This is a genomic window from Paenibacillus sp. MMS18-CY102, assembly GCF_009789195.1.
Taxonomy (GTDB): Bacteria; Bacillota; Bacilli; order Paenibacillales; family Paenibacillaceae; genus Paenibacillus_T.
On the sequence record NZ_WSTC01000042.1, the window covers coordinates 1 to 19959 of the forward strand.

The following is a 19959-nucleotide window of genomic DNA, read 5'->3' on the forward strand; positions in this document are numbered from 1 at the left end:
CGTTAAAAAGGTATCCTTCGCAATTATTTAGGCGACTTCTATTTGTCAAGTGTTTTATCTTGTTTTTAGCTAGAAATCTATTGAACTTTTGTCCTTACAGTTGTTGGGGCGAACTGCATAAGTCATGTGAAGAGAAAAGCTATCAAAATAACAAAGATAAGTTTGCTGATCGTTGTTCTGTTAGTGCTGACTGGGTTGGTGTTTCCTACATGGACGCCTGCCATCAAAGGTGAAAACAGCATAAGCATGTTGGAGCAGATCGAGATCAACGGCGCAGGGCATGAAGTAATGATCAGAGGGAGCGACCGGCGCAATCCGATCATCATTTTTGTGCATGGCGGACCGGGGTGTTCCGAAATTCCGTATGTACGGAAATATCAAGATTTGCTTGAGAAAAATTTTACGATTGTACATTACGACCAACGAGGCAGCGGGAAATCCTATCATTTCTTTGAGGACTATTCCAATTTATCAACAGGCTTGCTCGTCGATGATTTATTAGAGCTTACAGATTACGTGAAAGAGATGCTGGGGCAAGAGAAAGTGCTGCTAATCGGCCATTCTTTTGGCACATACATTGGGATGAAAGCCGCGGCCAAAGCACCGGAGAAATTTGTGGCTTACATTGGCATTGGGCAGGTTGCTAATCAAGTGCAGAGCGAATTGGACAGTTTGGATTATGCCATCGGCCAAGCTAAGCGAGCTGGCCATGTAAAAGATGCGGAGCGATTAGAGCTTCTGAGGGGTCCGATCAAACGGGGGGAACAATCCACTCCTAGAGACATGATTCGAAAATACGGCGGAGCAGCCCGATTAATTAACGATAACAGGGATTATTACACAGGCTTTCTATTTAATCGGGAATATAATTTGCTTGATGTTTCCTTTGTACATGGTCATGGGGCAATATGATTATATGACATCCACTAATGCGGCAAACGATTATTTTGATGTGCTGGAAGCGCCTAAGAAGGAATTTGTTGTGTTCAAAAATTCGGCTCATTATCCCCAGTTCGAGGAAAAAGAGCTTTTCGCGGAATGGTTAAACACGAAATGGAGAGAGCTGGCTCCGAGCGTTCGGCGGTAGCTGGAATGCGACATGGATAACGTCCTGCCTTATTGCAGCAAAGCAATCGAACAAAAGCCGTTCATCCTTATGCCAAGGATGAACGGCTTTTGCTGCTCGCTTGCGCCATAGTCGTCCGATCTTTCCCGCCAGCCTTCGACTCATATAATGCAGTATCCGCTCTCTCAATTACAGAAGACGGGTCCTCATCTTGCTCCTGCAAGCTGGAGATGCCAATAGAGACCGTAATGGGCGGCAAATCTGGACCATGCAACTTGTGGGCACCTTCGCGCAGCTGCTCCGCAAGCGCATACAATTCATCCGCCGTTTCGCATTGCATCAGAATGCCGAACTCTTCGCCTCCGTAGCGGAAACAAATATCCTCTTCCCGCGCTGCGGCCTGCATGAATCTCGCCAGTTTTTTGAGCACTTCATCTCCGGCTAGATGCCCGTACGTATCGTTAATCGACTTGAAGTTGTCGATATCCAGCAAGAGCAGGGAGAAGGGCTGCCGCCGATCGATCCACTCTTGGATTACGTTATCGAACGTCCTGCGATTGAAGAGCCCCGTTAATCCATCATGCCAAGCTTGTGTCTGGAAGGATTGGTGAACCTCGACAATATGCGTATATAACTGGCTCACTTCCTGTATGGCTAACGAAACCTGCTCTTGCTTGATTTTCAGTCCCATGCTGCGGGACAGGTCGCCTTCTGCCATCTCTTTCAGCAGGATGGAGGTGCGAATGATCGGTCTTGTAATCGCTTTGTTGAAGTAGACATAGATGGCTGCTGATAACGCAACAGAGAGCCCAATGACGATACCGAAAGCAGTGTAGATCAACTGGGTGATATTGTGTGACTCCTGCTTCCTAACTTCCAGCCGGGCAGATTCCGTTTGTTTAATTTGGTTGATAACCGATTTCATCGCCGTTTCAATATCCCGATTGGATTCATGCGATTGCAGCTCTGTATCGGCGTTCGTCACGCCGGAAATTTTTAATTTATAATCCAAATCCGTCATCATGCTTTGCATTTTTTCGAGCCACTTCTGCTCCAGCTCGGCAAGCTTGGTTAACGATTTTGTTTGTTCTAGGCTATCGGCTGCCAGTGTCCGCGAAGCATTCGTTGCTTGATCAAACTTCATCTTTACATCAGCAAGAACGCCGCTAACGTCTTCGCGAATAAACTGGCCATTGTTGATCAAATCCTGGCCTTCATCCGTATGGATGAGAGACACGCGGCTTAAGGAAACATTATGGTCCGGCAAACCAACAGCAGTGCCATCCACGTTCCCTAGGGCAAATACGATATGAGCCAACTTATCCGTGGCATTATCCATGTGGAACGTTATGCTGAACGTCTTTTTCTCTTTGGTCAAGCGGAATTGTTGCACGAGATGTTTGTTATAGTTAACGCTATTCTCGAGCAGGACGGCCATATTTCGATCAATCGTCGAGCTAGCATCGAAGGTAAGCGTGTAGGTGTTCCCGTGGATCAGCTCGAAGGACCCTTGCATAATTTGGATCGTCCAAAATTGAGAGCCGCTATAGTTCACATTCGTCTTCAGCTGGCCTTCCGACATATCGAAGTAAGCGGACCCTCCGGTTCCATTGTCCACATACGTTTTCCAGCCGTTGCCCGAATAATAGTAGGTTAGGGTGTCTTCAGCATCTTTAATGGCTGATTCGATTCCATTCATATGTAGCAGTACCGTATTAGAGTTGTTATTGCGTTCGTTGACGCTATTTAATCGGTTCATTCCGTAATAAGCGCTAGCGCCAATGAACAGAACCATCCCAATAATGATACAGAACGCCGTGATGATTAGATGCTTGATGCTAAACTTATGCTGAAGTGAACTGTCTTTAGATCGGGGCAGCTCAGCCATTCCAAATCCACCTTTATTTGTATTGTAAGGTTCAAACGACAAACTACTAGATTCGACAAAAAATGCGCAATTCCTTTTTTCAAAAAGGCTTTACAGGACACCAAAAGGTGTTATATTATTAAATAGGACACCGAATGGTGTCGGTTTAAAATAAGAAACAGAAAAGGGGATTTCAAATGCACATATTAACGATCATTCTTCAAAGCTGGCTGCTATTCTCCATGGCTTTCTTCGGCGGAAGCAAACTTGCAGGGGCCAAACATCAGATCGAATTGTTTGATTCCGTTAAACTTCCACAATGGTTTCGGGTCTGGACGGGCTACGTTCAAATTGCTGGTTGTATAGGGCTCATTATCGGCTACTGGTATCCGGAGATTGCAGCATGGACAGCCATTTGCATAGGCATCATGATGCTGGTAGCATACTTCTCGCATATCAGAGTCAAACATCCGATCGGTAAAGTAGTGCCGGCTTTATTGAACCTTGTTATTGCAGCGGCAGTTGTTGTTTTATATGCAGATGAACTGGCGTTTCTGGTTGGGTAATTAACAACCGGGAAGGTGCAGCTGTGAAAGTTCAATCTCCTTCCATTATGTGCTATCAAAATACTAGAAAAGTGGCTTAATTTAATCGAAGAAGCGCCTGATACATTTAGTTTTACGAAGAGAATTGGTTTGGAAAGAAGAAGAGAACGGAGAAGGTTACTGGGAGCAGACGAGAAATAGGCTGCAACGGGACTTTTACAAAATGAATTAGAAAAGTTGATTAGCTTGTTGGCTAAAACTTCACGCAATAATCAATTCATCATACATTTTGGAATCTAAACTAGGTGCAGACCGTATATTTGATTCACTCAAAGTACCGTAATGCTATTAGCGAAGTTACCCTTTCCATATCACTAAGAGCACTGAAGAACACGCCTTGTGTATTCCACTTTCATACTTGGGAGGACCCCATTTCGGGAAGCCCTCTATTAGTTGGTGTTTACTTAAACCAAATCGTATCGGGTAATGTTGAGAAATTCAATTTGCATCATCCAAGAATAGTTAGGCAATTCATTTTGTATGGATTGGAGAATGGATGGAATGGAGCAAATCGCATCGCGTTTCATGATGGGTTGGAAGTGCTCAGTAAGCTGGGATACGATGCATCAGGGCTTAAACCGGATGAATTTCACTATTAGAAAATAAAAACAGTGGCAGCCGGGACTTATTATTTCAACCCAAAGCTGCCACTATTTTTATTTCCGCACATCTCCACTAGCCCAGCTTGAATACCCTTATCCAAAAGCTCGGCACAACAAGCAGCAGCGCAATAGCGCCATAAATGCTAATCGTGTAGCTGGCCACATAATCGAGCCCGAACCCTTGCTGCAAGATCGCAGTAAGCAGATGAATGAGCAGATTGGTGAAACAAAAGGCGTAGCTGCGAATCATCCAATGGCGGTGCTGGATGATTCGTTTTCTTTTAATCTGGACAATGGCCGTTATTGTGACAAATATCCAGATGAGATTAAGCGCATTGAAGCCCATGCTGCTGATCTTCCCTCCCGTGGCATAAGGCGCCATGTATCCGGATGTGAGCACAACGAGAAGGACGGCCCCTGCATAAACATAGCCGTTGATGCGATGGAACTTGCGGCTGCTCTCGCGGAGGCGCTCAGAGAAATTGAGCAATCCCGCCGCCATGGCGACGCAAGCGAAGGCAACATGAATGTACATCACGTTTAGCCAGATTGGCAGCTTAGGCTGGCGTTTCAATCCAGCCTTGTGGCTCAGGAAATGTTCGGCTCCGGGATCGATGATATAGTTGTTCACTAAGGCATAAAGGATAAATAACACGGTGACGCATGCCATAAGCGCATATAACCGTTTGTGATTATTATTCATCAGGAAATCCGAACGCCGGTTAATTTGGATGCAGGCAGCAACCCGGCTTTGGCGATGCCGCTCATCTGGCCGCCATCCACGCTCACTTCGAACTTGAGGTTCAAGCGCATCGGCTTCGTAATGCGAAGCGACCAGCAAAGCTGGCTGCCCCTAAGTTCAGCATTTATAAAATCGATCACATCGTCCCCTTGCGTTGCCGTGCCTTGAATCGTTCCATTGCTTGTCGATATCCGCAGCTTGACCAGCATTTTCCCAACAGGTGTAGCGATGCTCGTGTCCCACTCGCCGTCGAAGGCGGATGGCTTTGCTCCATTATCTTGTTGGCTTTCGCTAGCTGGATGTTCCGGCTCTCCGCCAGCCATCAGCTTAGAAGGGCTAGGGGCCATTCCTTGCGCACGCCACACCGTTCCCCTTCGTTCATATTCGAATAACTGTTCAACTGCGAGAGCGATCTGCGGCCCAAGCTCGCGTTCCACAAGATATAGCGCAAGATCCAGCCCCGCGGTAACGCCGCCTGCTGTAACCAAATCGCCGTCGTCTACGACGCGTGCATGAATGGGAATCGCTCCTGTCGCCGCGAGCAATTCCATGCCCAGATGGTTGGTAACAGCGGGCCTCCCTTCAATCAAGCCTCCCATAGCCAGCACGAGAGAACCGCCGCATACCGTCCCCACAATGAGATCGGGTTGCCCGAGCGCTTGTTGGAGCAAGCCGGCCAATTCTGTATTTACCCGGGCCAGAATAGCTGGAATGGAATCGGGACCGTCCCCATCAAGTGTACCGCAAGCGCCGGGCACGATAATGATGCCTGCACAATCGGGGTCCAGCCTGCTACTCGCTTCAAGCTTGACGCCATTAACCCCGCTGGCTACGGATCTCGGCCCTTCGGCGGTGACGAATGAGACACTAAGCGAACCAGGAACAGACATTTCAGCAGCGAAAAACACTTCGTAGGGCGCTATAGCATCCAGCAGGTCAAAGCCATCAAATAATACGATTTGAACATTTAGCATGGGCAAATCCTCCTAATGAGCTGATTTCTCATGCCATCATAACGATTGAAGTTCACAAACGAAGCGTTACAACCGTCACAAAATAATAAACAAAAGATCACAGAACATGTTTGGCGATGTTATTTCTTGCAGCAATAATGATAGACTAAGATGCATATCGCAAGATCAGAATGCGGCAACGGCGCAATTAGGGATAGGTGGAATAGTCGTGAGTGAGTGGAGAACGATTCTAGTGGTGGACGATGACCCGAGCATCGTCGAGCTATTAAGGGACTTTCTGGAGTATGAGAACTTTCATGTCCAAACAGCCTGTGATGCGGCGCAAGCGCTCGCCATATTTCAGCGGGAACCGATTCATTGCATTGTGCTGGATATTATGATGCCGGGGCAAAACGGCTTCGAATTGTGCCGGGCCATTCGCTCGGAGAGCAGCGTTCCGATCCTGTTCTTAAGTGCGCGCAGCGATGATGTAGACAAGATTCGAGGCCTGACGCTTGGCGGCGACGATTACATCGTCAAAACGGCTTCGCCGGGCGAAATCATCGCCAGAGTCAAGGCCGTATTGCGGCGAACCGATACTCAGCAGGCGCAGCAGCAACTGAGCCAAGCAGTGCTGGATTACGGACGCCTGCAGATCAATCTGCCCACACGCGAAGTATTCGTAGCCGGGCAAAGCATCTCGCTCACCCCAAGGGAATTTGAGCTGCTGCAATTGTTTGTTGAGAACCCGAGGCAGGTTTTCACCTATGGCCAATTGCTTGACCGTTTATGGGAAGGCGTCGGCGATAAGCATACCGTTCGCGTTCATCTTAGCCGGCTGCGGGATAAAATCGAATTGGACCCGGCACAGCCCCAATATCTAATCAACGTATGGGGCGTAGGGTATCGATTTGAGGGAGGGTAATATGAGAACGGTACGCATTCGTACATTCACCTTATCTAGCTTGTACCTGATCCTAACGTTGCCGTGGTTGTTTTATGTTGCAGCACATTTTGCCGTAACGGGAACGGTACGTTTTGGGAGCAACCATTCCTCAGGGGATAGCATGATCGTTCCGATCATTGCCGCTGTTGCCGGATTGCTGCTCGCTTTCGCCATGGTTGGCGTGGCTATGCGAAGGAGGTTGCTTCACCCGCTTGAGCAAATGAGCGCCGCCGCTCGCCAAATTGCCGGGGGAGAATGGGGCTTGCAGCTGCCACGGTCCAAAATCAAAGAAATCGACGAGGTACGAGACAGCTTCAACGTGATGGCGAAGGGGCTCCAAGCATCAAATGAGAAACAAGTGGAGCTGGAGGCGGAGCGGCGGTTTGTCATCGCGGCGGTCGCCCATGATTTGCGGACACCGTTATTCGCATTACGGGGTTATTTGGACGGGATGGAGCAAGGAATTGCGAATTCACCGGAAAAACTAGCCAAATATTTGGCCGTTTGCAAGGAGAAGTCGGTGCAGCTGGATATGCTCGTCGAGGATCTGTTCACGTTTACGAAGGTCGAATATATGGAAGCGGAGCTTCAATGCCAGAAGATTGATTTTAAGCACATCCTGCAGAAATCCGTAGAAAGCTTTAGCCCGTTAGCTCGTGAGAAACACTTATCCGTCATCACGAATTTCGTGGAATGCGATGCCACTATAGCTGGCGATGCGCACTTATTGGAGCGTGCCATGAACAACCTATTGGACAATGCCGCTAGGCATACGCCAGCCCAAGGGCAGATTGTTGTGCAATGCGGCAAGGAAGGCGGCAGGATAACCTTTTCCATTCAGGATACAGGGCCGGGCTTCTCATCAGAGGGCTTGCATCGTGCATTCGAACCGCTGTATCGTGGCGAGGAGTCAAGAAATCGGACAACGGGTGGAGCCGGGCTGGGACTAACAATTGCGAGGCGAGTGATAAGGCGGCACGGGGGCGAGCTAGCTGTTGAAAATCATTCCGATGGCGGGTCGCGGATATCGGGCTGGATAGCTGCAATAAATAATGAGGGTTAACTACAAAGTGACCGTTTCAAGCACATGAAGTGCTTTGGAAACGGTCATTTTTTGCATATTGGCAATGTCACGCCCTATATTACAAATTTGTATACACTTGAAACTTGTAGCCGGAACCTCTCACCGTATGGATGTATCGCGGATTATGCGGATCGGCTTCAATTTTGCGGCGTAGCTTGTAAATATGTACCATCACCGTCTGCAAACTGCTCATCCGGCCCTCGGTCCATAATAGATCGTATAGCGTTTCGACGGAATAAATGCGGTTAGGGTTTTTCGCCAATATGGCGAGAAGGCCAAATTCTTTGGAAGAGAGATTCACCTCGCTTCCATGAACAAGAACGCGTTGGCTGAATAAATCGACCTCCAGATCGGGCAAGACAAGCAGATGCTGCTGGTGAACCGGAAACGCACGTTGGTTTCGTCGAATATGGGCCTTAATGCGGGCGAGCAGGACATCCAGGTTGTACGGTCTCGTCATAATATCATCGCCACCTGACATGAGCGCCCGAATTTTCAGATGATCCTCATGATGGCTGCTTATAAAGAGAAGGGGCGTGTCAGTAGACTTGCGGAGCTCCAAGCATAATTCGATCCCGGCCAAATAAGGCATTTTGAGATCGAGCAGGAGCAGGTCTGCTTTATGTTGATGAAATACGTTGGATAGAAGGGGATTGTTGTACGATTCGCAGATGACTTCAAATCCATGGCTAGTTAAATAGCGGGCAACATGATGACAGATTTCACGATTTTCGTCGATGACAATAATTTTCTCTCGCAAGGAACGCACCACCCTTTTTGTGCAAACGTTTTCACAAACAGGTGTGGATCTCCAATACAACCAACGAAGGAAACCGCTTTCCTGTTCTGTCCAACTTCATTATAGGATTCAATCTCACATAATGACATTGGAGAATATTGAACGAAAAGGTGAAAAATATTGACTTCGGAATATAAATTCGAAAAGTTTAACAGCGCTTTAAGTTGGGCTGATACGATACTGATGTTTGCGATGAAAGCGTTATCGCGATAGGAGGGGTGCGAGGTTTATTAGTTTGCTAACAGGCCGAATCCGTTTGGTCCTGGCAATACGATGATCGATTTAGGAGGAATTAATCAAAAATGGTTAAGGTAAAACGCTCTTTTCATGCTTTTCTTAGTCTAATGCTCTTCATATCCGTAATAGGCACATTGTCTTTCACGTCTGTTCAGCGGGCAGAAGCTGCCGAACTGCAGGATAAGCCGTTCAGCTGGGATAATGCCAACGTTTATTTTGTGCTTACGGACCGCTTTAACAATGGCAATACGAGCAATGACAATTCGTACGGCAGGACGAGCAAGGATGCATGGGGGACTGATGTCGGTACCTTCCATGGCGGCGATATTAAAGGTTTGACGAAAAAGCTGCAAGAAGGCTACTTTACTGAGCTCGGCACGAATGCGATCTGGATCTCAGCGCCATGGGAGCAGATGCATGGCTGGGTTGGCGGTAAAGACGGAGACTTCGCCCATTACGGCTATCATGGCTACTATGGGCTAGATTTCACATCGATGGATAAAAACATGGGAACGATCGAGGAAATGCGGGAGTTCGTCGACCTCGCGCATACGAAGGGGATTCGGGTTATCCTCGATGTGATCATGAACCATACCGCTTATCCGACGCTAAAGGATATGGCCGATTTCCATTACGGCGACATGGGCGGATTAACTGGAACTTGGGCACCGGATAAGAGCAAGGGGCAAAACTTCCATACCCACAACGAAATCATGAATACGCAAAATGCTACAGCTTGGGCTTCGTGGTGGGGCAAAGACTGGATTCGTGCGTCGAACATAGCAGGTTACGATAACTGCGGCGGCGGCGATCTTACGATGTGCGTCGGATTCCTGCCTGACATTAAGACAGAGTCGACGGGCGGCGTAGCGCTTCCTCCATTGTTGAAGAACAAGTGGGCGGCGGAAAGCACAGGCTTTGACAATTGGATCGTCCCAGCGGCGAAGCAATACCGTAAAGATTTGAACATCGCGCCTAAAGACTATATGGTGAAATGGTTATCCTCTTGGGTTGAGGAATTCGGCATCGACGGTTTCCGTGCCGATACGGCCAAGCATATCGAAACGAACCGTTGGGCGCAGCTGAAGACAGAAGCGAGCGCGGCACTCCAGAAGTGGAGACAGAATAATCCGACTAAGCCAGGTGCGCAATGGAAGGACAACTTCTGGATGACGGCTGAAGTATTCGGACATGGCCTTGGCAGAAGCAGCTATTTTGACAACGGGTTTGATTCGGTCATCAACTTCTCCTTCCAAACTTCGACGATGACGGATTTGGAGGGCCTGTTCTCCAGGTATGCAACGGAATTGAACGGCAGTACGCCGAACTACAATATGCTGAGCTATCTGTCCTCGCATGATACGTCTTTGTATGATCGCAACAATCTGATCCAAGCAGGGACAGCCATGCTGCTGCTGCCTGGCGGCGTGCAGACGTTCTATGGGGATGAAACGGCAAGACAGCTCGGTAACGGTGGCTCCGATCCGCAGCAGGGAACACGTTCTGACATGAATTGGAACAGTATCAACCAAAACGTTCTGTCCCATTGGCAGAAAATCGGGAAATTCAGAAATAATCATATTGCTGTAGGGGCAGGAGCCCATAAGAAGCTAGCGGATGGCCCATACACCTTCGCTCGTACGTATGAGAAGGATGGGTTAATGGATAAAGTTGTTGTTGCTGCAGGAGCATCAGGCACGGTTGATGTAACGGTAGCGGGGATTTTCGAGGACGGTGAAGCGGTCCGTGATGCTTATACCGGTGCAGAAACCGTCGTAGCCGGCGGCAAAGCAAGATTTACGGCAGGCACGAACGGGCTCATTTTGATTGAAAGCGTGAAGGGAATGGTTGTCGGCTTGCCGCAACTAAGCGCAACGCCAGCTGGCGGCAAGTTTAAGACGGATACGCAGTCGATAACGCTGCAAGTGACTGGCGCGACCACCGGCAAATATACGCTGGACGGCAGCGACCCTGCTACGGGCACGGCATTCGCTAATGGCGATTCGATCACCATCGGTGCGAATATGGCGTTTAACGATACGTTGACGCTGCGCTTGTATGCCGAGAATGACAAGGGCACGAACAAAACGTCCTATACGTTCACCAAAGCTGATCCGAACGCCAAGCTGCAGGTCTATTTCAAGAAGCCTGCTGACTGGGGAACGCCGCAAGTATACTTCTATGAAACGCTGCCGAAACAAACCGAGCCGCTGTGGGCTTCTGCCCCTGCGATGGAGAGTGCCGGCGGAGACTGGTATGTTTATACGTTCGACACTGCCGAGAAGGCGACGATTATTTTCAAAGACAGCACGAATAAACAGCTCCCAGCGAAAAATCTGGCAGGCTTCACAAGAACGTCGACTGGCTGGTTCGATGGCAGCACATGGAGTGACACGGATCCGCGCGGACAGATCACGAAGCCGACGGCACCTGCTAACTTGACTGCTTCTGCCAAGACCGCAACGACAGTATCTTTAACATGGACGGCATCGACAGATAGCGTTCCGATCTCGGGCTATGACGTCTATCGCAATCAAGTCAAGGTGGGCACGGCTAGTGGCACAACTTATTCAGATACTGGCTTAACGCAGGCAACGCAGTACTTGTATAAAGTAATCGCGAAGAACTCGTCGGGGGGATCCTCGGATCCTAGTAATGAACTAAGCGTAACAACCCTGCAGGGCGGAACAGAAAGCGCGGTAACCATCTATTACAAAAAAGGATTTGCAACGCCTTATATCCATTATCGTGTTGAAGGCGGCACGTGGACGACAGCTCCTGGCGCCAAAATGGCCGATTCCGAAATTGCCGGTTACGCCAAATTCACCATTAACACGACATCCCGAGTGGAGGCGGCTTTCAATAACGGCAGCGGAAGCTGGGACAGCAATGCAACGAAAAACTATTTCTTCAATCAAGGGGACAACACGTACACGCCAGGCGCGAATGGTGCCGCGGGCACTATAGTTGCGGGTAAACCAGGCCTTCCGCCTGAAGGCAATAAAGTAACGGTTTATTACAAGCAAGGGTTTAATCCAGGTTACATCCACTATCGTCCAGAAGGCGGCGCGTGGACAACTTCGCCAGGCGTGAAGATGGAGAACGATGCGGCTAACCCGGGCTATAGCAAAATTACGATCGACATCGGCACAGCTACAAGAATGGAAGCTTGCTTCAATAACGGCAGCGGAAGCTGGGATAGCAATTCGTCGAAAAACTACTTCTTTGCTATCGGAGACAACACATTCGTCCCAGGTGCGAATGGAGCAGCAGGCACAGTGACACCGGGCAAGCCTGGCCTTCCTCCAGTAGGCAACAAAGTAACGGTTTACTACAAGCAAGGGTTCAATCCAGCCAATATTCACTACCGCCCTGAAGGCGGCACATGGACAGCGGTTCCGGGCGTGAAGATGGAGAATGACCCGGCTAACGTTGGCTACAGCAAGATTACGATCGATATCGGATCTGCGACAAGACTGGAAGCTTGCTTCAATAACGGCAGCGGCACTTGGGATAACAATGCGGCCAAAAATTACTTCTTCAATGTAGGCAACAACACCTACACGCCGGGCGCGAACAATGCTCCGGGGAAAGTGGAGCTCGGGGTTGCTCCTGGAGACACCACGCCTCCTTCAGTACCGGGCAGTGTAAATGCTGCCGTAAACACCGGCACGCCGAAGTCCGTAACGCTTACTTGGAGCGCATCTAACGACAATCTCGCAGTGGTAGGCTATGAAATCCTCCGCACTTCGGGCACGGATGCTCCCGTTAAATTCACTGTCGGGAACGTACTGACGTATACGGACAGTACGGTTGTAGTTGGCAAAACGTACCAGTATCAAGTGCGTGCTTTGGATGCTGCAGGCAACGTCTCCTCGTACAGCGCAGCAGCAACGGCCATCATTCTTGGAGATAGCGTAGTGGACACGGTTGCCCCTACGAAACCTACGGGAGTGGCGGGTACGCCTGCTCCAACATCGGTTGCACTGAATTGGACAGCTTCGACGGATGCTGTCGGCGTAACGGGATACGAGATTTATAGGGACGGCGTTAAGAAGGGAACCTCTGCTACAGTTTCGTATACAGATACGGGACTTACGCCAGAAACGTCTTACATTTATACGGTCAAAGCGTATGACCTGGCTGGCAACCTATCCGATGCAAGCGATGCGATTACGGCCGTAACGCCGAAACAGCCGGTTGTACAACCTGGCGGCAGCAAGCCCTACTCGACGAACCCTACCTTTGGCAAACGAGTATCTACGCCGATGGTCATCGACGGGGTGAATGGCGGACAATGGACTAGCGATATGCTTATCGCAATCGATATGGCCGGCGACGACCCGCGTTCCCTTGGCAGCAACTGGGCGATGCACGAAACGCCGATGGACCTGACGCATCTGTGGGCCGCATGGGATGACCAGAATTTATACTTGGCATGGCAGTACGTAGATGTGACTGACATTATTGATCCGGCGAATGCGGGTTCATCGGGCGGAACGCCAATCCGCTCCATGGATTTGCCGCAAACGATAGCGATCGACACGATTGCAGGCGCAGGCGCATCCATTGATATGTGGAAGAAAAATGGCGGAAAACCGATCTGGGGAGGCACAAACCTGCCGGATTACCAGTTTAACATTGCTTCGAAGATGTATCATACGGGCTATCTCTCCAAAGCGATTAACGGCGTCTTCCCGGTTGATGACGGCGGCATAAACTATAAGACGGGTGCGCAAGCCGGCATCGAAGTGAAATTCGCGGCTGGCAACGGATCAAGCACGCTGTGGGGCGTTAAGGATGCTGATGATGTGGCAAAAGCGAGCGCGTTGGTCGATTTCATCGCACTAGGCCACAATGTCAATCGCGATACGTTCTATGAGGCGAAAATTCCGCTGAGCGCCATTGGCAATCCTAACATTGAGGCGAATGGCATCGGCGTTATGCTGCACCAAGGCGAATTCTCGCCGATGGATACATTGCCTAATGATCCAGCAACCTCGAATACGCCTGGCGTTTCGGAGTCCAACTCCCCTCTGGAATGGGCAGACATTGACTTATTAACGGTTCCTTTCGCTCGAATTGGCAGGTAATCCGCAATAAGCAGCATTACGTGAAGATCCCCAAGCCGCGATGAAGCAGCTTGGGGATCTATTTTACTTCGGCAAAATAATCTCGAATACGGTTTGCGCAGCTTCATCCGATAATCGGAGAGAGCCTTGATGCAGCTCCACTGTCCGGTGGGCGATGGCTAAGCCAAGCCCTGTTCCTCCTGTCCTTTGGGTCATCGGCCCTTTCACGAAAGGCTGAAATAAGGTATCCCTCAGTTCCGAAGGAATGCCGGCGCCATTATCGCATACTAGGATGCGTGCTGCATTCGTAGTTTCTTCCAATCGAATCGAAACTTGCGTCCCTTCGATATTATGCTGCAAGGCGTTTGCAAGCAGATTGGAAAGCGCGCGATACAGCAGCTTTTCGTTCATGGGCACAAACAGCTGTGTTTCGGGAATGTGGATTTCAATCTGAAAACCTTTGTTCTCGAATATATCATAAAATTCAATCGCTAGATTTCGCAGCAGCTCAGCAAGGTCGCACTGCTCTGAAGCAAAGGGATAGTCGGGGCTCTCCAGCATGGCTAACTGAACCATATCTTCAATGAGCGAGGTAACGGTTTGGGACTTTCGATAAATAATGTCCAAATATTGCTGCTGCCGCTCCGGATTGTCTGCCATCCCTAGCTGCAGCGCTTTGGCGTAGCCTTGGATTGTCGTAGTTGGAGTCTTCAGGTCATGCGACAGGTCCAGCATCATTCTTTGTTTGATCGCTTCGAGCTCTTTCATTTCTCGCTCGGCATGCTCTAGAGCTGCAGCCATTTGGTTGAAATGCTCTTGTATTTGCGCGAATTCATAATTGGACTTATAGGAGAGGCGCTCTTGGTACTTGCCGTCTCTCATTCTCCGAATTCCGCGCACTATTTTCTCAAGTGGGCCTGTAATCCGATTTGCTGTCCATCTGCTGAACAGATAGACAGCTAATAGAAACGATAGCAGCAGGGCGAAATTAATATAGAGATGAACATAAGCGCCGCGCTTAGGCATCATTGCAAGCAGATAGTAGGTTTGGCCAGACTCGCTTGGGAAGGAAGCCAATGTTGTTTTATAAGGGCGACCGGTTCCGTCTTCAAGCAATTGCAGCAGCTCTTCCGAGGAATAACGATCCGCTTTCGTCCCGTTAACTTCTCCTCTGGCATAAACCACATGTTTGCGTTCATCCAAGATTTGAATAGCGCCTGAAGCACCTTCGACTTTGTCATAAGGAATGCGCTCATAATCAGGGCGAACGAGCGTGCCGGCCGTAATCTCATGGCTTCTGCCTAGATCCAACCCTTCACGGATGAGGAAACCAAGCGTCGAATACAAGAGCATGACCGTGATGCCAAATAGGACATAAGATTTGGTCAAGGTGGCAAATAGCCGCCTTTGTTTGTGCTTCAAGCTAATCCTCCTTTGCTTGGAATTTGTAACCGAGCCCCCTCACCGTCAGGATATGCCTTGGCTGTTTAGGCAGCTCCTCGATCTTCTCCCGCAGGCGCGAGATTTGAACCATAATCGCGTTATCGTCCCCTAAGTACAGATCTGACCAAACAAGCTCAAATAAGTGCTGCTTCGTAAAAATTTTGCCGGGTGAAAGCATGAACGTTTTTAGCAGCCTGTACTCCAATGAAGTGAGAGAAATAGGCTCATCTCCCCGAAGCAAGGTGCAAGATGAATGGTTCAAAACCAAATGGCCCAGTGTTGTTGTATCTGCAGGCTGTTCCGGAACGCTTGGCTTATTAAATTCGTTCGCACGCCGCAGCTGGGCTTGTACTCGTGCGACCACTTCAAGAGGATTGAACGGTTTTGCGATGAAATCATCGGCTCCAAGCCCGAGCCCTAATATTTTGTCATAGTCGCTGTTTCGCGCAGAAATGACGATCACCGGAAAGGTGTGAATCGTTCTTATATGTTTGAGTAAGGTGTAGCCGTCCATCAACGGCATGTTAATATCAAGAATCGCGAGATCGATGCAGCGATGCTGGAGCAGCTGCCAAGCTTCGCTTCCGTTATAAGCTACAATGGCCTGATAGCCTTCTTTCTCCAAAAAAAGCTGAAGCAGCTCTGCAATTTCAATCTCGTCATCTGCGATCAGAATCGTCATGTCCATACTGGATGTTCCTCTCTGCGTGATCTTAGCATTACATTTCGCTTCAAACCATTTGTTTCCTTCCATGTAAGGTAAAAGTAAGGTTGCAGACAGTTGGGAGAAAGGAGGGGCTGCTAAACTGCATATAAGGAAAATGAGTGGGGAGGGAATGTTTAATGTCCAAATGGTTTCGCCTAATAGCCTGCGTATTATTGGCGTGTATCGTTATGCCCGGTTCGATTCAAGCAAGCGCTCCGCAAGTTAGTGAAGCAGAGGCATTTATTGATGCGTTTATGGCACGCAAAATGAAAGAGGACCATATTCCCGGGGCGGCTGTTGCGATTGTGCGCGACGGCAAGCCACAAGTGTTAAAGGGATATGGATATGCGAATCTTGAACAGAAAATTGCCACTGATCCAAATCGGACTATTTTTCGTCTGGGCTCGATTTCGAAGACCGTAACCGCTACCGCTGTCATGCAGCTTCAAGAAGCGGGCAAGATCGATCTTCATGCGGATATTAAACCATATATCCCTGAACTTGATTTGGGCGGCGGGAACAAACAGCCGATAACGGCGCATGAGTTGCTTACCCATACTGCCGGATTTTGTGAATCGGTCTTTGCGGTTGGGCGCGACAAGAGCAAGCAAGTGACGCTTGCGGAAGCGATACGAAGCCATATGCCTGCTTTCTGCCGCCAGCAGGGCGAGCAGGTTGCGTATAGCAATCAAGGGATGTCATTGGCAGGTTATCTGGTGGAGAGGGTTTCGAATCGCCCCTATGAAGACTACGTAAGGGACAACATATTCAAGCCGCTTAAGATGGTGAGTTCAAGCTTTCATTTGGTTGAGGCAGATCCCAATTTAGCCAAGAGCTATTCGTATTCAAAGGGGGAATATACGGCTGCCCCTTATTCGTATATTCATCATCTGCCTGCTGGGGCAATGAATGCAACGGCAGTGGATATGGCTCATTATATGATCGCCCACCTGCAACTGGGCAGTTTCGAAGGCAGCCGCATTTTGTCAGAGAAAACGGCGCGATTGATGCACGCGACACAGTTTACGGTCGATAAGCGAATGCCAGGAATGGCGTATGGGTTCTTCGAACGTTATCAGAATGGGCTTAGGTTAATTGAGCATGATGGGGGCATTGATAATTTTGCGGCCTATATGTATCTCATTCCTTCGGAAAATACAGGGCTCTTCATCGCAACTAATGCTAGCGGGGGAACGGATGCGGCCGAGCAATTGATTAACGAGTATCTGAAACGATTTTATCCCAAGCAGCATGAAATTGAAGGCAAAGGGGCGGTTCCATCTCTTGAGGATCTCATGAAATTGCAAGGCTATTATATCCCGAATCGGGCACATATGAAGGGATCGCTCAACTTTACCCAAAACTTGTCAGCCATTCACGTGAAGGCCGTTGCAGATGGGGTTCTAATGGTAGGTAACGACCGGTATAAGGCGATTGCCCCGAATTACTTTTATAAGGAGAGCGATAAAGGCCAGCGGCTGTTTATCGATACTGAGCATCGTGTTTTAGCAAGGAGTGCCATTCCTACGATGATGTATGAACGCCAAAACTCTCCGTTGTACAGCCCGCTCTTGCACCTTGCCCTCTTCTTGGTGCTGGCGCTTGTTTATCCTGCACGGCTATTCCTTGCAGCCATCGGTTGGTTGATCCGAAAAATGAGGCGCAAGCCGGGCGGGTTTCAATGGCTCGACGCGCTCGTATCCTTAGCGTTTATCGGATACTTTGTTTTTATTGCGTCTACTGTTGAATTGTTCATCAACGCTATCCCGTGGTGGGCGGGCTGGGCTATGCATCTGCCCTACTTATTTGTATTTGCCCAAGTGGCCGGAATAGGCATTATGCTTATAAACAAACGGAAGGTGGCTTGGCTGCAATACGTGTTCACGGCTGCTTCTGTGGCTTATGTTGCCTACCTCTATGCGTGGGATTTCTTCCAGATCTAGCGTGCATGTGAATGTGAGGCGAATAACGAGGAGGAGGGAATAAGATGAGGAGAGTAAAGAAAATAGCGATTCTGGCTAGCCTTCTAGCTCTTGCCGGCTTAATTGCCGGACTGGTGTATCTTCAGCTCCACAAGGGCGTTCGCCCGCATCTGGATCCTGACAAAACAGCCTACTGGAAATCGGATGCTTACAACTATGTAATCGAGACCGACGGGGAAGCTGTTGTGTTTTATAATTACACTAAAGATAGCCTGATTCCGCTCGCGTACGGGCATATCGAGAAGGACCATAACTTGTATATCGATAAGCTGCACGGCCATGCTTTGCTGAACGCCATGCTGTGGAAACGGCTTCCGATGGGCAAGTTTGAACAAGGTACGCTCACGGATGATATCGGGTACCAGAAGTTTTTTACCCAAATCGATGCATTGCCTGAGGTGAAGATTAGCAAATTCACGGATGATCCGGTCGCTAACTTCGAGGCCTTCTGGCAAATTTTCAACGAAAATTATGTTTTATTCGGGCTTACGAAGACAGACTGGCAAGCGTTGTATTCCAAAGAAAGGGCCAAAATTTCTTCCGATACGTCGAATAAAGAGCTGCAAAAGGTGATGCAAGAGATGATCGAGCTTCTTCATGATGGGCATACGCAAATTTTGAAGGGAATGGGCTTATCTAGCATTCCGTCCAAACCGATGGAAGATGAGCCGCAGCGGCTTCATTTCTATATGGATAACCGGAAACGGCTGATGAAGAATGCCTTATCCTACATCCAAGGGGAGAAGCATAGCAGCATGGATGGGCTAATTCAGGCCGGGAGGCTTCGGGATGGCATGGGCTATCTTGCGCTGAACGGGTTTGACCGTTATGAGAAGGAGCAGTATTCGAAGGCACTGGATGAAGCCGTTAGGAAGCTATCCGGCTGTTCGGCAATTGTCGTAGACTTGCGATTTAACGGCGGCGGGTCGGATGCCTTCGGCATTGCTGCAGCAAGCCGGCTTGCCGAGGCGCGTTCATTGGCATATTACAAACAAGTGCGAACCGGGGTGTCCCGGGAGCTGTCTGAGCCGGCACCCATCTATGTCGTGCCTGCCTCAACGAGCATAAGGGCGCAGAAGCTGATTGTTTTGACTAGCCCCTACACCGCAAGCGCGGGAGAAACGGCTGCTATGGCCTTGCGGGGGATAGGGGATGCTGTGTTCTTAGGGGAGAAAACGTATGGCGTATTCTCCGACATGTTGTTTAATATGCTGCCGAACGGCTGGATTGTCACCCTGAGTGCGGAATGGTATACGTCGGCAGATGGCGTCTCGTACGAGCAGCAAGGGCTTGCGCCGGATGAGGCGATTGCCATTGGCACGCAAGATATAGAAAGCCGCACAGACCCGGTTTTAGAGCGGGCGATTAAGCTTCTGCAACAGTAAAGCAGATATTTCGGCATGCCAAAAACACCCCTTACTCTTGCGGCGCGCAAGGGTAAGGGATGTAGCTCTATTACCAGCCTAACGTAATCGTCAGCGCCTGCGGCTTGGTGTAGTGAAACATTCGAACATTTTGCTGTGTGCTGCATTCACATTCCGTGTTCGTGAGCATGGGGACAATGCCTTTCTTGTGGATTAGGGCAAGCTTCTCCTTCAACGCTGTCTTGAAAGAGATCGAACACCTTACTATGACCATTATTTTAATATAAAAGAAATAATGGTAAACTATTCGTTATCTAATCAATTTAATTATGGAGGCGAATATGGAGATCTTAATTATTATTATTCTTTTCATTGGATTGTATGGGGTAATCGGAAATCAATATTCCATCATTAAGCGAATGGAAGGAATAGATACGGTTTTGCGGGAAATAAGGGATAATTTGAATAAGCACAACTAGCCCGGGACGGAT

At 49.1% G+C, this 19959-nt stretch carries 12 protein-coding genes and 1 pseudogene; 7 read left to right on the forward strand and 6 right to left on the reverse strand.

What is annotated here, in order from left to right:
- Window positions 1-126: 126 nt before the first annotated feature.
- Window positions 127-1087: pseudogene (locus GON22_RS22730) on the forward strand (alpha/beta fold hydrolase).
- A 67-nt stretch (window positions 1088-1154) separates the two neighbouring features.
- Here the strand turns inward: GON22_RS22730 and GON22_RS22735 are convergent.
- Window positions 1155-2954: a diguanylate cyclase gene (locus GON22_RS22735; protein ID WP_160398401.1), complete on the reverse strand. Its 1800-nt coding sequence runs from the start codon at window positions 2952-2954 to the stop codon at window positions 1155-1157.
- 176 nt (window positions 2955-3130) lie between these two features.
- Here GON22_RS22735 and GON22_RS22740 point away from each other — a divergent pair, with 176 nt between their 5' ends.
- On the forward strand, window positions 3131-3499 hold the full coding sequence (locus GON22_RS22740; RefSeq protein WP_160398402.1) for a DoxX family protein: 369 nt from the start codon (window positions 3131-3133) through the stop codon (window positions 3497-3499).
- 714 nt (window positions 3500-4213) lie between these two features.
- Here GON22_RS22740 and GON22_RS22745 read toward each other — a convergent pair.
- On the reverse strand, window positions 4214-4843 hold the full coding sequence (locus GON22_RS22745) for a DUF2306 domain-containing protein (RefSeq protein ID WP_160398403.1): 630 nt from the start codon (window positions 4841-4843) through the stop codon (window positions 4214-4216).
- Window positions 4843-5856, reverse strand: coding sequence for a DJ-1/PfpI family protein (locus GON22_RS22750; RefSeq protein WP_160398404.1), 1014 nt, complete (start codon window positions 5854-5856; stop codon window positions 4843-4845). Before GON22_RS22750 ends, GON22_RS22745 begins: the two co-directional genes overlap by 1 nt.
- 208 nt (window positions 5857-6064) lie before the next feature.
- Here GON22_RS22750 and GON22_RS22755 point away from each other — a divergent pair, with 208 nt between their 5' ends.
- On the forward strand, window positions 6065-6760 hold the full coding sequence (locus GON22_RS22755; protein WP_160398405.1) for a response regulator: 696 nt from the start codon (window positions 6065-6067) through the stop codon (window positions 6758-6760).
- 1 nt (window position 6761) lies between these two features.
- Window positions 6762-7844, forward strand: a complete 1083-nt coding sequence (locus tag GON22_RS22760; RefSeq protein ID WP_160398406.1) for a sensor histidine kinase — start codon at window positions 6762-6764, stop codon at window positions 7842-7844.
- A gap of 79 nt (window positions 7845-7923) precedes the next feature.
- On the opposite strand, the gene GON22_RS22765 is transcribed toward GON22_RS22760, so the two are convergent.
- On the reverse strand, window positions 7924-8625 hold the full coding sequence (locus GON22_RS22765; RefSeq protein ID WP_160398407.1) for a response regulator transcription factor: 702 nt from the start codon (window positions 8623-8625) through the stop codon (window positions 7924-7926).
- A gap of 341 nt (window positions 8626-8966) precedes the next feature.
- Here GON22_RS22765 and GON22_RS22770 point away from each other — a divergent pair, with 341 nt between their 5' ends.
- On the forward strand, window positions 8967-13994 hold the full coding sequence (locus GON22_RS22770) for a carbohydrate binding domain-containing protein (protein ID WP_160398408.1): 5028 nt from the start codon (window positions 8967-8969) through the stop codon (window positions 13992-13994).
- A gap of 63 nt (window positions 13995-14057) precedes the next feature.
- On the opposite strand, the gene GON22_RS22775 is transcribed toward GON22_RS22770, so the two are convergent.
- Together GON22_RS22775 and GON22_RS22780 are read right to left on the reverse strand one after the other, a co-directional pair.
- Window positions 14058-15395, reverse strand: a complete 1338-nt coding sequence (locus GON22_RS22775) for a HAMP domain-containing sensor histidine kinase (RefSeq protein ID WP_160398409.1) — start codon at window positions 15393-15395, stop codon at window positions 14058-14060.
- A 1-nt stretch (window position 15396) separates the two neighbouring features.
- Window positions 15397-16104: a response regulator transcription factor gene (locus GON22_RS22780; protein WP_160398410.1), complete on the reverse strand. Its 708-nt coding sequence runs from the start codon at window positions 16102-16104 to the stop codon at window positions 15397-15399.
- Window positions 16105-16259: 155 nt separating this feature from the next.
- Between GON22_RS22780 and GON22_RS22785 the strand changes: the two genes are divergently transcribed.
- Together GON22_RS22785 and GON22_RS22790 are read left to right on the forward strand one after the other, a co-directional pair.
- A complete protein-coding gene (locus GON22_RS22785) occupies window positions 16260-18065 on the forward strand; it encodes a serine hydrolase domain-containing protein (RefSeq protein ID WP_160398411.1) in 1806 nt (601 codons plus the stop codon).
- A 44-nt stretch (window positions 18066-18109) separates the two neighbouring features.
- The gene (locus tag GON22_RS22790) at window positions 18110-19489 is read left to right on the forward strand and encodes a S41 family peptidase (RefSeq protein ID WP_160398412.1); all 1380 of its coding nucleotides are present in this window, start codon (window positions 18110-18112) and stop codon (window positions 19487-19489) included.
- The last annotated feature ends 470 nt before the right edge of the window (window positions 19490-19959 follow it).

What these genes read in the sequence shown, in the direction of transcription:
- GON22_RS22735 (WP_160398401.1), bottom strand. Translation starts at nt 2,954, where the DNA reads ATGGCTGAGCTGCCCCGATCTAAAGACAGTTCACTTCAGCATAAGTTT.
- GON22_RS22740 (WP_160398402.1), top strand. Translation starts at nt 3,131, where the DNA reads ATGCACATATTAACGATCATTCTTCAAAGCTGGCTGCTATTCTCCATG.
- GON22_RS22745 (WP_160398403.1), bottom strand. Translation starts at nt 4,843, where the DNA reads ATGAATAATAATCACAAACGGTTATATGCGCTTATGGCATGCGTCACC.
- GON22_RS22750 (WP_160398404.1), bottom strand. Translation starts at nt 5,856, where the DNA reads ATGCTAAATGTTCAAATCGTATTATTTGATGGCTTTGACCTGCTGGAT.
- GON22_RS22760 (WP_160398406.1), top strand. Translation starts at nt 6,762, where the DNA reads ATGAGAACGGTACGCATTCGTACATTCACCTTATCTAGCTTGTACCTG.
- GON22_RS22770 (WP_160398408.1), top strand. Translation starts at nt 8,967, where the DNA reads ATGGTTAAGGTAAAACGCTCTTTTCATGCTTTTCTTAGTCTAATGCTC.
- GON22_RS22780 (WP_160398410.1), bottom strand. Translation starts at nt 16,104, where the DNA reads ATGGACATGACGATTCTGATCGCAGATGACGAGATTGAAATTGCAGAG.
- GON22_RS22785 (WP_160398411.1), top strand. Translation starts at nt 16,260, where the DNA reads ATGTCCAAATGGTTTCGCCTAATAGCCTGCGTATTATTGGCGTGTATC.
- GON22_RS22790 (WP_160398412.1), top strand. Translation starts at nt 18,110, where the DNA reads ATGAGGAGAGTAAAGAAAATAGCGATTCTGGCTAGCCTTCTAGCTCTT.